The organism is Pseudomonas sp. Pseusp21 (assembly GCF_059492145.1).
Window position 1 is genome coordinate 3050275 of record NZ_CP168520.1, and the last position, 14390, is coordinate 3064664.

Here is a 14390-nt window from a genome sequence, read left to right on the forward strand (position 1 = left end):
ACAAGTCAGGCGCGCCAACGCCAGCGGGCCAGAGCCTTGATGACTTTCATCCAGAGTTTGCGGGTGACCACCACGATGGCGTTTCCAGAAGGGGATTGAGAAGCGTCGGGCAACGTTATCTCAGCGGCCGTATCCAGGCAACCGGGAATTAGCTTGCGCAGATCGTCGATCACCAGCGCCGGGGATTCCTCGGCAATCGGCCGGCCATGGTTGTAGCCATAGCTGAGCCCGACGCATTTGACCCCCGCCGCTTTCGCCGCCAGCACGTCGCTGCGCGAATCACCGACGAACAGCGATTGCGAGGCCGGAATCCCGGACATCTTCATGACGAAGAACAGCGCCGCCGGATCGGGCTTCTTCTGCGGCAGGGTATCGCCGCCGATGATCCACTTGAAGTAGCGGCCGATCTTCATCTGATCCAGCAGCGGCGCGACGAAGCGCTCCGGCTTGTTGGTGATCAGCGCCATGGCCACGCCCTGCTTGTGCAGCCATTTGAGGGTGTCGCGCACGCCGGGATAGACCACGGTCAGCTCATGGCTGGCGCCGTAGGCCTCCATGAAAACTTCCAGCGCGTGCTCGGCTTCGACGTCATCCACGGAGGAATGATCGATGCCGCCGGCCAAGGCGCGGCGCACCAGCACCGGCGCACCGTTGCCGACCCACTCGCGCACCGACTCGATACCGGCAGGCTTGCGCCCGAGGGAGAGCAGCATGTTATCCACAGCCGCCGCCAGGTCGGGTACCGAATCGATCAGCGTGCCATCCAGATCGAACATCACCAACCGCGGCAGTTGCCCCGGGAACAGCTGCTCAAAACCGCTCATGGGCGAGCCAGCGCCAGTTCGGAACGCATCTTGTCGATGACGTCCTGATAGTTCGGCGCATTGAAGATCGCCGAGCCGGCGACAAAGGTGTCGGCGCCGGCAGCAGCGATTTCGCGGATGTTGTTGACGTTGACGCCGCCGTCGATTTCCAGGCGGATGTCACGGCCCGAGGCATCGATGATCGCCCGCGCTTCGCGCAGCTTGTCGAGGGTGCCGGGGATGAATTTCTGCCCGCCGAAGCCCGGGTTGACGCTCATCAGCAAGACCATGTCGACCTTGTCGATCACGTACTTGAGCACGTCCAGCGGGGTTGCCGGGTTGAACACCAGACCGGATTTGCAGCCGCCTTCACGGATCAGTTGCAGCGAACGATCGACGTGCAGCGTGGCTTCCGGGTGGAAGGTGATGTAAGTGGCGCCGGCTTCGATGAAGTCGCCGACGATGCGATCCACCGGGCTGACCATCAGGTGCGCGTCGATCGGCGCGGTCACGCCGTACTTGCGCAACGCGGCGCAGACCATCGGGCCGATGGTCAGGTTCGGCACGTAGTGGTTGTCCATGACATCGAAGTGGACGAAGTCGGCACCGGCGGCCAGCACGTTATCCACTTCCTCGCCCAGGCGGGCGAAGTCGGCAGAGAGAATCGACGGAGCAATAACGAAGGGCTGCATGACGCACCTTTTCTGAGCTAAATCACGATGGCGCGCATTGTATACCTCAAGTTTCCGCGCGCGCACCGTGACCGCGATGATTGGGTTGTGCCATGACCGATGACCGGCGGGTTCTCAGTAGGCCGCCCGGTAGATCTTCTCGATGTCGGCGGCGCTGAGCTTGCGCGGGTTGTTGCGCATCAGGCGCTCGATGCCGGCGGCCTCTACGGCCATGGCCGGGATCGCTTCTTCAGGCACGCCGAAACTGCGCAGACCCTGCGGGATTTCTACCGCCGCGCACAGTTCGGTCATCGCCGCGACGGCGCTGTCGGCCGCTTCATTGAGACTCAGATGAGCGGTCTTCACCCCCATGGCTTCGGCAATATCCTGCATCCGCTCGACGCAGGCCATCTTGTTCCAGGTCATGACATACGGCAGCAGCAACGCATTGCTGACGCCGTGAGCAATGTTGAATCGCCCGCCCAGCGGATACGCCAGCGCATGCACCGCGCCGACCCCGGCATTACCGAACGCCATGCCGGCCATCAGGCTGGCGGTGGCCATATCCTCCCGGGCTTGCAGGTTGGACGGATTGGCGTAGGCCTTGGGCAAGGATCGGGCGATCAACTTGATCGCGCCGATGGCCAGCGAATCGGTGATCGGCGAGGCATTCAGTGACAGATAGGACTCGATGGCATGCACAAGCGCATCGACGCCACTGGCGGCGGTGACACTGCGCGGACAGGTCAGCGTCATTTGCGGACTGACCAACGCCACGTCCGGCAACAGGTAGTCGCTGACGATGCCTTTCTTCAGTTGCGCGACCTTGTCCGAAAGGATGGCGACGTTGGTCACTTCAGAACCGGTGCCGGCAGTGGTCGGGATCGCAATCAACGGTGGGCCTTTGCGCGGCACCTGATCGACGCCGAACAGATCCTCCAGTGCACCGTGATAACCGGCGTACGCCGCAACGCTCTTGGCGATGTCGATGGCACTGCCGCCACCGAGGCCGATCAACCCGTCATGCCCGCCCTCTCGGTAGACACGCATGCAATCCTCGACGATGGCGATCTCCGGATCCGGCAGCACCCGGTCGAAGATTTCGTACTCGCGCTCACCGATCTGCGCCAGCGCCAGCTCCACCGTGCCGGACTTGACCAATGCGGCGTCGGTGACGATCAGCGGGTTGTCGATATCCAGCCGCGTGAGTTCGGCCGCCAGCTGCTCGATGGCCCCGGCGCCGGTGATCAGTTTGTGAGCAATCTTGAACGAGGAAAGACTCATCGTGCGCAGCCTCTTATAGATGTGGGAGCTGAGCACAAGCGTAGCTGGGGAAATCGGGTTGTCTGTCATTCAGCGCATGAATGGCAACCCGCACACTGATCGTTCCCACGCTCCGCGTGGGAATGCAGCCAGGGACGCTCCGCGTTCCATTCGGGAGCTGGAACGCGGAGCGAGGGAACAATATCGAGCTGGGCTCAGACCTGAGCAGTACGCAGCTTCTCACTCCGCCCACGCAGCCATTCCAGCGTCAGCAACAGAATCACCGAGAAGGCAATCAACAACGTCGCAGCCGCAGCAATCGTCGGACTCAGGTTCTCGCGAATCCCGCTGAACATCTGCCGAGGCAACGTCGCCTGCTCGGGACCTGCAAGGAACAACGTCACCACCACTTCATCGAACGAGGTTGCAAAGGCAAACAGCGCCCCGGAAATCACCCCCGGCGCAATCAGCGGCAAGGTCACCCGACGGAACGTGGTCAATGGCGAAGCACCAAGGCTGGCCGCCGCCCGCACCAGGTTATGGTTGAAACCCTGCAACGTCGCCGACACCGTGATGATCACGAACGGCACACCGAGCACCGCGTGCACCACGATCAGCGAGAAGAAACTGTTGCCCAGGCCCAGCGGCGCGAAGAACAGGTAACTGGCCACACCGATGATCACCACCGGCACCACCATCGGCGAAATCACCAGCGCCATCACCAGCGGCTTGCCGGGAAAGTCGCCACGGGTCAGGCCGATGGCCGCCAGCGTGCCGAACACCATCGCCAGCACGGTCGCGGCCGGGGCGACGATGATGCTGTTCTTCAGCGAGCGCATCCACTCCGCCGAGGCGAAGAAGTCGTGGTACCAGTGCAGCGAAAAGCCTTGCAGCGGGTACACCAGAAAACTGCCCGAGTTGAACGACAGCGGCACGATCACCAGCACCGGCAGGATCAGGAACAACAGGATCAAGCCGCAGAGGATCCGCAAGCTGTAGAACCACACCCGCTCGACAGGCGACATATAAGGACTCAGCATTTCAAATTCCCCTTAGCTCAGGCGCAGGCGACTAGCGCCCACCAGCCAGCTGTAGATCAGATAAAGCACCACGGTCGCCAGCAGTAACAGCCCGCCGAGCGCAGTGGCCATGCCCCAGTTGATGCTGGTGTTGGTGTAGAACGCGACGAAGTAGCTGACCATCTGATCGTTCGGGCTGCCCAGCAGCGCCGGGGTGATGTAGTAGCCGATGGCGAGGATGAACACCAACAGGCAACCGGCGCCGACGCCGGCGTAGGTCTGCGGGAAGTACACCCGCCAGAAACTGGCGAACGGATGGCAGCCGAGGGAAATCGCGGCACGCATGTAGGTCGGCGAGATGCCTTTCATCACGCTGTAGATCGGCAGGATCATGAACGGCAGCAGGATGTGCACCATCGAGATGTAGACCCCGGTGCGGTTGAACACCAGCTCCAGCGGTTTATCGATTATCCCCATCGCCATCAACGCGCTGTTGATCAATCCGCCGGATTGCAGCAACACGATCCACGCGGCGACTCGCACCAGGATCGAAGTCCAGAACGGCAGCAGCACCAGAATCATCAGCAGGTTGCTTTGACGCGACGGCAGGTTGGCCAGCAGGTAGGCCAGCGGATAGGCCAGCACCAGGCAGATAACGGTGATGATCAGGCCCATCCAGAAGGTCCGGGCGAAGATGTCGAGGTAGATCGCCTGATCCGGGGTGGCCGGGGCAATTTCGCCGAGGTCGTCGATGCGGTGATCCACCGCTGCCAACAGATAGAACGGGGTGATGCTGCTGGTGTTGCGCTTAACCGCTTGCCAGTAGGCCGGATCGCCCCAACGCTCGTCGAGGCCCTCCAGCGCTTCTTTATAAGAGGCCGGTTCGCTGGCGAATGGCAGCGAGCGGGCGGTTTTGGTCAGCAGGCTGCGATAGCCGGCCAACTCCATGTTCAGGCGCTTGGACAGATCGCCCAGGGTCTGGTTTTTGCGCGCTTCGGCGAGGTCTTCGCTGGCGGCTTTGTAGACCGGTTCTGCGGGCAGGCCTCGGCCGTCCCACGCAGCAATCGCGGTTACGGTGCGCGGCATGCCGCCAACCACTTCCGGGTTGCCGACACTTTTATAGAGCAGCGCCACGATCGGCACCAGGAACACCAGCAACAGAAACAGCACCAGCGGCGCGATCAGCGCCTGGGCCTTCCAGCGGTTGACCCGCTCGGCGTGCTTGAGCCGCTGCTTCAAGGTGGGGCTGTTGCCCTCGTTCAGGGGAACGGCGATGGCCATGACGTACTCCGCAAATCTTTGATCGTTACAAAAGCGGCGAATACCGCCTCGAACTTTGGGTACTGATCGTTCCCACGCTCTGCGTGGGAACGCATTCAGTGACGCTCTGCGTCACAGGGACGCGGAGCGTCCCGGGCGACATTCCCACGCGGACGGTTCGACGCCTCGACGTGGGAATGATCATCCGGTAGCCGTCGGCCCGTGTGACGTAGTTACTTCGCAGCCCAGGAATTGAAGCGCTGCTCCAGTTGCTCGCCGTTGTCAGCCCAGAAGCTGACGTCGATCTGCACCTGATTGGCGATGTTTTCCGGGGTGGTCGGCATGTCTTTCAGGATTGCCTTGTCCAGCAACGGCACAGCCTGGGAGTTGGCCGGGCCGTAGGCGATGTTTTCCGAGTAGGTCTTCTGCTGTTGCGGCTGCACCGAGAACGCGATGAATTTCTTCGCCGCTTCGGCGCGCTTGGCGTCCAGGCCTTTCGGGATGGCCCACGCATCGAAGTCGTAGATACCGCCGTTCCACACCACTTTCAGATTGGATTCTTTCTGCACGGCAGCGATACGACCGTTGTAGGCCGAGCTCATGACCACGTCACCGGAAGCGAGGTATTGCGGCGGCTGGGCGCCGGCTTCCCACCACTGGATGTTCGGTTTCAACTCATCCAGTTTCTTGAACGCGCGATCCTGACCGCCCTTGCTGGCCAGTTCCTTGTACACGTCTTTCGGCGCTACGCCGTCGGCCATCAGTGCGAATTCGAGGGTGTACTTGGCGCCTTTGCGCAGGCCACGTTTGCCCGGGAATTTTTTGGTGTCCCAGAAATCCGCCCAACTGGTCGGTGCGGTTTTCAGCTTGTCGGCGTTGTAGGCCAATACGGTCGACCACACGAAGAAACCCACGCCGCAAGGCTGGATCGCGCCTTTGACGTAGTCTTCGGATTTGCCGAACAGCGCAGGATCGAGTTGCTCGAACATGTCTTCGTCGCAGCCACGGGACAGCTCCGGCGATTCAACCTCTACCAGATCCCAGGACACGCTCTTGGTGTCGACCATGGCTTTGACCTTGGCCATCTCGCCGTTGTACTCGCCAGCGACGATCTTGCCGTTGCCCGCCGCTTCCCACGGTGCGTAGAAGGCTTTGACTTGCGCCGCCTTGTTCGCCCCGCCAAACGACACCACGGTCAGATCCGGGCCGGCGGCCATTGCGCTTGCCGCACCCATCAGGCCCAGGGTCAGGGCTGTGAACTTCAGGGATCTCAACATTTATTGTTCTCTCCACGTGCAGGGTTGGTGTTGGTATTGCGGGGCGTTTCAGTGCGCCTCTAGAAGTGGATCGAGCGCGCGAACGTGCTCGACCTGCCAGCCAAGCGGAACCACGTCGCCGACCGCGAGCGCTGGATCGAGCTCGGCAATCGGTTGTTTCACGAAGAAGTCGGTCTTGCCGCAGACTTCCAGGCGCACCCGGACGTGGTCGCCCAGATAGATGAATTCGGCCACCCGCCCGGAGAAGCGGTTGACGCACTGGTCACTCGAACCGTTGAGGCTGACGCGCTCCGGACGGATCGACAGGGTGACCGGCTCGCCGGTCTGGCCGATGTTGACCGCCAGCGCCTCGACCTTTTCCCCGCGCCCCAGCTCGACCACGCAGCGCTCGCCGTTCTGGCTGAGCAGGCGACCGTTGAGGCGGTTGTTCTCGCCGATGAAGTTGGCGACGAAGGTGTTTTTCGGTTCCTCGTAGAGGGTGCGCGGCGGGGCGATCTGCTGGATTTCGCCCTGATGGAATACGGCGACACGATCGGACATGGTCAGGGCTTCGCCCTGGTCGTGGGTCACGTAGACCACGGTCACGCCGAGGCGCTGGTGCAGGTGTTTGATTTCCATCTGCATGTGTTCACGCAGCTGTTTGTCGAGGGCGCCGAGGGGTTCGTCCATCAACACCAGTTGCGGCTCGAACACCAGCGCACGGGCCAAAGCCACACGTTGTTGCTGGCCGCCGGACAGTTGCGCCGGGTAACGCGATGCGAACGCATCAAGCTGCACCATGCTCAGGACTTTCTTGACCTTGTCGCTGACGTCGCTCTTGTTCAGGCCGCGCACAGTCAGCGGAAACGCCAGGTTTTCAGCGACGGTCATGTGCGGGAACAGCGCGTAGTTCTGGAACACCATACCGATGTCGCGTTTGTGCGGCGGCACGTTGTTGATCGCCCGCCCGGCGAGGAGGATCTCACCGGCGGTCGGCGTTTCGAAACCGGCGAGCATCATCAGGCTGGTGGTCTTGCCCGAGCCGGACGGCCCGAGCAAGGTGAGGAATTCGCCCTTGCGAATGTCCAGGTTGAGGTCTTTGACGATCAGGTTCTCGCCGTCGTAGCTCTTCTGCACTCCACGAAAGCTGACCAGCACATCGCTGGCCCCTGCGTTTGATTCGACCTGGCTCATACCCACACCTTTGTTATTGATGACTGCTGTGGGATTAAGCCTAGTGGCTGCTTGCAGTCACGCAAATCGGGGCGCAGGAGAGAATCGCCTCAGCCGGATGGAAGGCCGGGGGTAGGGATTGCCCTACAAGGATGGCGCGTTTTGGCAAACCCGACGCATGGGTCGGGGCTCAAGCCGTCAGAACCGGCAAAAGCGCCTGTCGCTATTGGATATGTCGCTCAGAGGAGCTTGTGTTCCATCGCGTACTTCACCAGCTCGGCGAGCGAAGTGATGTTGAGTTTCTGCATCAGCCGCGCCTTGTGGGTACTGATGGTCTTGCTGCTCAGGGCCAGTTGCTGGGCGATGTCGTTGACGTTGGCGCCTTGGGCAAGACGTTCGAACACCGAGAATTCGCGCTCCGACAGCAACGAGTGCAGTGGTCGCGCATCGGTCAGGCCGACTTCGAAGACCATGCGGTCGGCCAGCTCCGGGTCGATGTAGCGCCCGCCCGCCGCGACCTTGCGAATTGCCGTCAGCAGCAGTGCCGGATCGCTGTCCTTGGTGGCATAACCGGCGGCGCCGACCTTCAGCGCCCGGGCGGCCATCTGTGCTTCGTCGTGCATCGACAGCACCAGAATCGCCGGCGGATGGTTCAGCGCGCGGATTCGTGGAATCGCTTCGAGCCCGTTGACGCCGGGCATCGAGATGTCCAGCAACACCACTTCGCAGGGCACATTGCGCAGGGTTTCCAGCAATTGCTCGCCGTTGCTCGCCTCCCCCACCACCTGCAGATCCTTGGCCAGGCCGATCAATTGCTTGATGCCTTCGCGAACGATGGTGTGGTCTTCGGCTACCAGTACACGGATCACTTACTTCTCCTCATCCAGTGGCACCCGCACGCTCAGCGTGGTGCCCTCGCCCGGCTCGCTGTCGAGTGACAGCTGCCCGCCCATGATCAACACCCGCTCGCGCATGCCCACCAGTCCAAAGGATGTCGGCCTGCCGGCAGCGGCGACAAATCCTACGCCATCATCGCTGACCGTCAGACACAATTCGTTGCCTTCCTGCGTCAGCGTCAGTTCCACAGTATGCGCCTGGGCATGGCGCATGACGTTGGTCAGCGCCTCCTGAAGAATGCGGAACAGGCCGATGGCCTTGGCGTCACTGAGGGGCGCAAGGTTGTCCGGCACCTGCACCAGACACGGAATCTGCGTGCGCGCCTCGAAGCGCCGCGCCTGCCACTCGATGGCCGAGGCGATCCCGGCATCGAGGATCGGCGGGCGCAGCGCCGTCGCCACATCCCGCACCAGCTGGAACAACTGGGCAATCAGGCGCTTCATGCTGTTCAAGCGCTCGTTCAGACCCGGATCAAGTTGCGCGTAGGCCAGTTCGCACATCGACGTTTCCAGTTTCAGCACCGTCAGCATCTGCCCCAGTTCATCGTGAACCTCCCGGGCGATGCGCGCCTTTTCCTCTTCCCGCACGCTTTCCAGGTGCGCCGACAGTTCGCGCAGTTGTTCGCGGGAGGCCGCCAGCTCCAGTTCGATGCGTTTACTTTCGGTGATGTCCCAGACAATGCCGTCCCAGACATAGGCACCGCCCTCCAGTTGACGGGTGATGGCCTTGATCTCAGCCCAGCGCTGCTCGCCCTGGCGCGTGAGAATCCGGCCCTGCCACGACCAGTCGCTGTCGGTGTCCAGCGCCTGGTCCTGAGTCTGGTGATAAGCGGCCCGGTCATCCGGATGCACCAGACTGCGCAGGCCCATGTCGCGATGGGCGATGGCGGCCGGCGCGTAGCCGACCAGACTTTCGCTGCCCTCGCTGATGTAGGCAAAGTCGATCTGCCCGGTCACCGGTGCGCGCTCAAGGCGGAATACCAGCCCCGGCACGTTAGCCGCGATGCCTTGCAGCCGCGCCTCGCTTTCCTGCAACGCAGCCAGGGCACGACGACGCTCGGTGACATCGGTGAGATAGACCACCAGATACTCGCCATCGCGAAAACGCAGGAAGCTCAGCGACACGTCCGCCGGCAGCACACTGCCATCGGCCCGCACACAATTGGTTTCAAAGCTCAGCGGCCCTTCTTCGCTGGCTCGGGCGCGTTTCCACAGGTTGAGCCAGCGATCCATGTGCAGCCCCGGCTCAAAGTCGATCAACGGGCGGTCGATGATCGCGCCCTGTGGATAACCGAGCATGTTTTCTGCCGCACGGTTGGCGTAGCGCACATGGCTGTCCCAGTTGACCCAGAGAATGCCGACGGTGCTCTGATCGATGGAAAACTGAGTCAGACGCAGGGCTTCTTCGCTGGCGGCGCGCAGGGCGATGTCTTCACGGGCGTCGAGCAGGCGCTGTTCAAGACTGCGCTGCTGGCGGCGCTGCCAGAAGACGATGGCCACGCAGCTGAGCAGCAGCACCGCGAACAACAGGCTCAGGTTCTGCCAGAAGCCCGGCGATTCGGAGAGTCGCGGATATTTGGGTTGCAGCCATTGGGCATGCAGGCGCTCCAGATCCTTGGCCGGAATTGCGCGCAAGGCACTCTCGACGATCCCGGCCAGTTCCGGCCAGTCGCGACGGGTGCCGATGCGCAGCAGTTGCGGCAGACCGATGTCACCGACCACCACCAGCCCGGCAAACTCCGGTTCCGCCGACAGCCGCCCGAGCTGCGCCTCATCGACCACCGCGTAGGACGCCTGCTGACTCAGCAACAGTTGCAGCGCCTGACGCTCCATCGGTACGCCTTGCAGATTCAGGTGCGGATAGTTGCCGCGCAGATAATCGGCGGTTACGCCGGGCATGCGCACGGCGACGCGGGTCTGGCTGTCGAGTTTTTCCAGTTCCACGGTCGCGCTGCTTTTCTGGTCGCTGACCACCAGTTGCGGCACGCGCATGTACGGGTCGGAAAACTGCCAAAGACGCAGGCCGCCCGGGGTCTGGGTCAGGCCTGGGGCGATGTCGATTTCGCCGTCCCGGGCAGCGGCCTCGAGTTGTGCCAGATCCTGAAAGTTGCGCCAGCTCAGCTCGACATTCAGCGCACGGGCCAATGCCTTCATCACTTCGACATTGGCCCCCGACAGCCGCTGCAAGCGCCGGTCGTATTGCGCGTACGGCGCCTGCAATACCAGACCGACACGCAATTCGTTGTGCTGTGCGAGCCACTGTTGTTCGCTCGCCGATAACCGCGCGAGGTGGCTCGGTGGCGCAGGCGCCGCCCAGCCCATCAAGGGAAACGCCAGACAGCCGATAACCCACAGGCAGCAAAAACGCATCATTGAAGTCTCATACACTGACAAATTCTGACCAACCCATTAGGCTGCCGGGATAACTTCTGGCCTGGAATAACCGATGCCCCCTGTCTATCGCCTGGCAATGCCAGCATTGTGCCTGTCGCTGATCCTGCCTTGTGCGTTTTCCGTCGAAGCCGCGGATCCGGCACCCGCCCCCGCCGCAGAAAAAGCCGCCGAAGAAAAACCGGTCGAACGCCAGCCACTGCTTGAGCGTAGTCAGGAAGAAGCCGCGGCACTCGAACGCAAGGTTCCGGCCCAGGAACAACAGCAACTGCAAGCCGGCAGCGACACCTTCCTCGCCCTGTGGAAACCGGCCAACACCGCCGAACCCAAAGGCGCAGTGATCCTCATTCCCGGCGCCGGCGAAACCGCCGACTGGCCCCAGGCGATCGGCCCGTTGCGCCGCAAGTTGCCGGACGTCGAGTGGAGCAGCCTGAGTATCACCCTGCCCGATCTGCAAAGCGATGCCATCGCGCCGCGCGTGGTCGAAGCACCCGCCGCAGCGAAAACCGCCGACCCGGGCAGCAAGGATTCGACCACCGCCGAGCCGATCGAACAAGCCGCCGGCGGCGAAGCCGATGTGGCCGATAAGGTCGTTGCCGAAACCTCCGAGGAACAGTCCAAGGCCGACGCCGAGCGAATTTTCGCCCGCATCGACGCCGCGCTGGCCTACGCCGAACAACAGAGCGCGCGCAGCATCGTCGTCCTCGGCCATGGCACCGGTGCTTACTGGGCGGCGCGCTACATGAGCGAGCGACAAAACTCGCAGGTCGAGAAGCTGGTCCTGGTAGCCGCGCAGACCCCGGCCAAGGCCCAACCGCAACTGGTGGAACTGACGCCGACCCTGAAGCTGCCGACCGCGGACATTTTCTACATGGATAAAGCGCTGGACCGCAACGCGGCACTGGAGCGCATGCAGGCCAGCAAACGGTTGAAGACGTCCGCGTTCAGTCAGGTCGCACTCAAGGCCCTGCCGGACAACAAGGCTGAACAGGAGCAATTGTTCCGCCGGGTGCGTGGCTGGTTGAATCCGCAGAGCCCCGACTGACAAAGCGCAGACAAAAAAATCGCAGCCCAACGCTGCGATTTTTTTATGCCTAGCGAAAATCCCGCCGTTCGCGAATCAACGTGTAGGCATTGTGCAATTCGCGGGTCCTCTCGGTGGCCTCACGCACCTGCGCCGGCGTGGCACCTGTCCCGGCCACCTTGTCCGGGTGATGCCGGCTGAGCAGACGCCGATAGGCGCGTTTGATCTGTGCCGGTTCGCTGGTGGCTGAGACGCCGAGCAGGCGCATCGCCTCCTGATAGCTCACCGCCGCGCTGACGATCGGACGCTTGTGTGGCTCGTAGTCCGCCGCCAGCGCCTGGATCTGGTGGGTCGTCCAGCCCAGCCACTTGCCCCACTGCGCCAGCAATTCCCGCTCGCTGACGCCGGCCCGACCATCGGCGAAGACCATTCGCCAGCAGGCGCGCAATACACCTTCAGCGGCATGGGGTTGAGTGCTCAATCGACGCAGATAACCGCGCAGATTGTCGTTGCCGGACTTGCCGCGATTGAACGCGGCAATCGCCCGGCGCTGTGCCGGCTCGCTCATTTCCAGCGCGCGCATCTCATGCCGCGCCTGCTGGATGTGACCGTCCGTGACCCGCCCGTCGCTCTTGGCCAGACGCCCGAGCAACACGAATAACAGTTCGTCGTTGCGCAGCATCGGCCGGCCGCCGAGTTTTTCCCGCAAATGCCCCCAGCTCTGCAAATGCAGGCGCCGATCCAGCGCCTGCCCCAACAAAGCCCCAAGCATGGCCCCCGGAATGCTGGCGATAGCAAAACCCGCTCCGGCTCCAATCAGAGTCCCTGGCCACAACATATCAGCGACTCGCTTCTATCAAGGCTTCGGCTTCGGCCAGACGCTCGTGGGTACCGACATCGACCCAGCGACCTTTCAGTCGCTCGCCGGTCACCTGCCCGTCCGCCATGGCTTTACGCAGCAGCGGCGCCAGTTTGAAGGCACCGCCGCTGCAGCCGTCAAACAACTGCGGGTGCAATACGGCGATGCCGCTGTAGGTCAGGGTTGCCGCCTCGGCCTGGCCATCACGCACCTGGCCGTCGGTCAGGGTGAAGTCGCCTGTCGGGTGATGGGCCGGGTTGTCCGCCAGCACCAGATGCGCCAGCCCGGTGATCGGCTGATGCAGCACGCTGAAGTCGTAATCGGTCCAGATATCGCCGTTGACCACCAGAAACGCGTCGTCGCCCAACAGCGGCAAGGCGCGGAAAATGCCGCCGCCGGTTTCCAGTGGCTCGCCCTCCGGCGAGTACTGGATCGACACGCCGAACTGCGAGCCATCGCCCAAGTGATCTTCAATCTGCCGGCCGAGCCAGGCATGGTTGATCACGATCTCATTGAAACCGGCCGCGGCCAGGGCACGCAGGTGATATTCAATCAGCGGCACGCCGCCGGCACGCACCAGCGGCTTCGGGGTGGTCAGGGTCAGCGGGCGCATGCGCTCGCCTTTGCCGGCCGCCAGAATCATTGCCTTCATGCCGTCACTCCACCACGCAGGCTGGCGAGCAGTGCCTGCAGATCCGCCAACTCGGGACGGCGGGCGATGACCGCTTCTATATAAGAGAAGAAACGCGGCACATCACCGAGGTAACGCGGCTTGCCGTCGCGATGGCAGATGCGGGCGAAGATGCCGATGACTTTCAGATGACGCTGCACGCCCATCAGATCGCTGGCGCGCAGAAACTCTTCGAAGTCCGGCTGCACCGGGATGTCCAGTGCTGACGCCTGCTGCCAGTAGCTTTCCAGCCAGCCGCGCACACGTTCTTCAGGCCAACTGAGGAAGGCGTCCTTGAACAGGCAGGTCACGTCGTAGGTCACCGGACCATACACCGCGTCCTGGAAATCCAGCACGCCGGGATTAGGCTCGCTGAGCATCAGGTTGCGCGGCATGTAGTCGCGGTGCACCAGCACTTTCGGCTGGGCCAGGGCGCTGTCGATCAGCAGCTCGCTGACCTTTTGCCACTGCTGCTGTTGGGTTGCATCGAACTCGACGCCCAACTCGCGTTTCACGTACCACTCGGGAAACAGTTCCAGCTCGCGGCGCAACAACGCGACGTCATAGCTCGGCAGCGGCGCCACCATCGGCAGCTGCTGAAAAGCCAGCAGCGCTTGCAGGGCATCGCTGAACAACGCGTCGGCATTTTCGCTGTCGATCACGTCCAGATAGGTCTGGTTGCCCAGGTCATTGAGCAAAAGAAAGCCACGTTCGAGGTCTTCGGCATAAATTTTCGGCACGTTGATACCGGATTTCGCCAGCAAAAAGGCGATATCCACGAACGGTTTGCAGTTTTCCTGAGGCGGCGGCGCGTCCATCACGACGAAGCTGCGACCCGCGCCTTCCCAACGGAAATACCGGCGGAAACTCGCGTCGCTGCTGGCCGCGGTCAACGTGGCCGGGGGTACGGCTCCCCAGCCCTGATTCGCAAAAAGGGTTGCCAACTGTTCATCGAGCCAAACTTTAAGGTGTTGCAAGCGTACATCTTGATCAGGCATTGCAAGGGTCTCCGACGGCGCTAGCCGTCAAGCGGGTCATGCTTTATTATCCAGCATCTTTTTCAGACCATCGAGAGGCGTGCGGCCCACACCGCGGGCAGATGGCA

General features: G+C 62.4%; 13 protein-coding genes. 1 reads left to right on the plus strand and 12 read right to left on the minus strand.

Annotation, left to right across the window (positions count from 1 at the left end):
• Positions 1 to 5: 5 nt before the first annotated feature.
• The 9 genes from ACEN93_RS13930 to ACEN93_RS13970 form a co-directional block, all read right to left on the minus strand.
• Positions 6 to 824 carry a phosphoglycolate phosphatase gene (locus ACEN93_RS13930; RefSeq protein ID WP_007956306.1) on the minus strand — a complete coding sequence of 273 codons (819 nt, stop codon included), beginning with the start codon at positions 822 to 824 and terminating at the stop codon, positions 6 to 8.
• Positions 821 to 1495, minus strand: a complete 675-nt coding sequence (gene rpe / locus ACEN93_RS13935; protein WP_064599815.1) for a ribulose-phosphate 3-epimerase — start codon at positions 1493 to 1495, stop codon at positions 821 to 823. Before rpe ends, ACEN93_RS13930 begins: the two co-directional genes overlap by 4 nt.
• Positions 1496 to 1609: 114 nt before the next feature.
• Positions 1610 to 2758 carry an iron-containing alcohol dehydrogenase gene (locus tag ACEN93_RS13940; protein WP_236188436.1) on the minus strand — a complete coding sequence of 383 codons (1149 nt, stop codon included), beginning with the start codon at positions 2756 to 2758 and terminating at the stop codon, positions 1610 to 1612.
• Between the two features lie 194 nt (positions 2759 to 2952).
• Positions 2953 to 3777 carry an ABC transporter permease gene (locus ACEN93_RS13945; protein WP_163976614.1) on the minus strand — a complete coding sequence of 275 codons (825 nt, stop codon included), beginning with the start codon at positions 3775 to 3777 and terminating at the stop codon, positions 2953 to 2955.
• 12 nt (positions 3778 to 3789) lie between these two features.
• The gene (locus ACEN93_RS13950; RefSeq protein WP_007959935.1) at positions 3790 to 5037 is read right to left on the minus strand and encodes an ABC transporter permease; all 1248 of its coding nucleotides are present in this window, start codon (positions 5035 to 5037) and stop codon (positions 3790 to 3792) included.
• Between the two features lie 212 nt (positions 5038 to 5249).
• Entirely contained in the window at positions 5250 to 6293 is a 1044-nt protein-coding gene (locus tag ACEN93_RS13955) for an ABC transporter substrate-binding protein (protein ID WP_007959933.1), read from the minus strand.
• A 48-nt stretch (positions 6294 to 6341) separates the two neighbouring features.
• Positions 6342 to 7466 carry an ABC transporter ATP-binding protein gene (locus ACEN93_RS13960; RefSeq protein WP_007959931.1) on the minus strand — a complete coding sequence of 375 codons (1125 nt, stop codon included), beginning with the start codon at positions 7464 to 7466 and terminating at the stop codon, positions 6342 to 6344.
• Between the two features lie 218 nt (positions 7467 to 7684).
• Complete coding sequence (locus ACEN93_RS13965; protein WP_007959929.1) at positions 7685 to 8314, minus strand: response regulator; 630 nt, start codon at positions 8312 to 8314, stop codon at positions 7685 to 7687.
• Entirely contained in the window at positions 8315 to 10714 is a 2400-nt protein-coding gene (locus ACEN93_RS13970; protein WP_085612927.1) for a PAS domain-containing sensor histidine kinase, read from the minus strand. It lies immediately after the preceding gene.
• A 73-nt stretch (positions 10715 to 10787) separates the two neighbouring features.
• On the opposite strand from ACEN93_RS13970, the gene ACEN93_RS13975 reads away from it, so the two are divergent.
• Positions 10788 to 11777 (plus strand): alpha/beta hydrolase family protein, encoded by a 990-nt coding sequence (locus tag ACEN93_RS13975; protein ID WP_210709704.1) that lies wholly within the window; start codon positions 10788 to 10790, stop codon positions 11775 to 11777.
• A 49-nt stretch (positions 11778 to 11826) separates the two neighbouring features.
• Here the strand turns inward: ACEN93_RS13975 and ACEN93_RS13980 are convergent, their stop codons facing one another.
• Genes ACEN93_RS13980 through ACEN93_RS13990 form a run of 3 tightly spaced genes read right to left on the minus strand, consistent with a single transcriptional unit; the run spans position 11827 to position 14283 of the window.
• Complete coding sequence (locus tag ACEN93_RS13980; protein WP_039768088.1) at positions 11827 to 12594, minus strand: TerB family tellurite resistance protein; 768 nt, start codon at positions 12592 to 12594, stop codon at positions 11827 to 11829.
• Position 12595: 1 nt separating this feature from the next.
• Positions 12596 to 13267, minus strand: a complete 672-nt coding sequence (gene murU / locus ACEN93_RS13985; protein WP_039768087.1) for an N-acetylmuramate alpha-1-phosphate uridylyltransferase MurU — start codon at positions 13265 to 13267, stop codon at positions 12596 to 12598.
• Positions 13264 to 14283, minus strand: a complete 1020-nt coding sequence (locus tag ACEN93_RS13990; protein ID WP_210709705.1) for an aminoglycoside phosphotransferase family protein — start codon at positions 14281 to 14283, stop codon at positions 13264 to 13266. Before ACEN93_RS13990 ends, murU begins: the two co-directional genes overlap by 4 nt.
• Positions 14284 to 14390 lie beyond the last annotated feature (107 nt).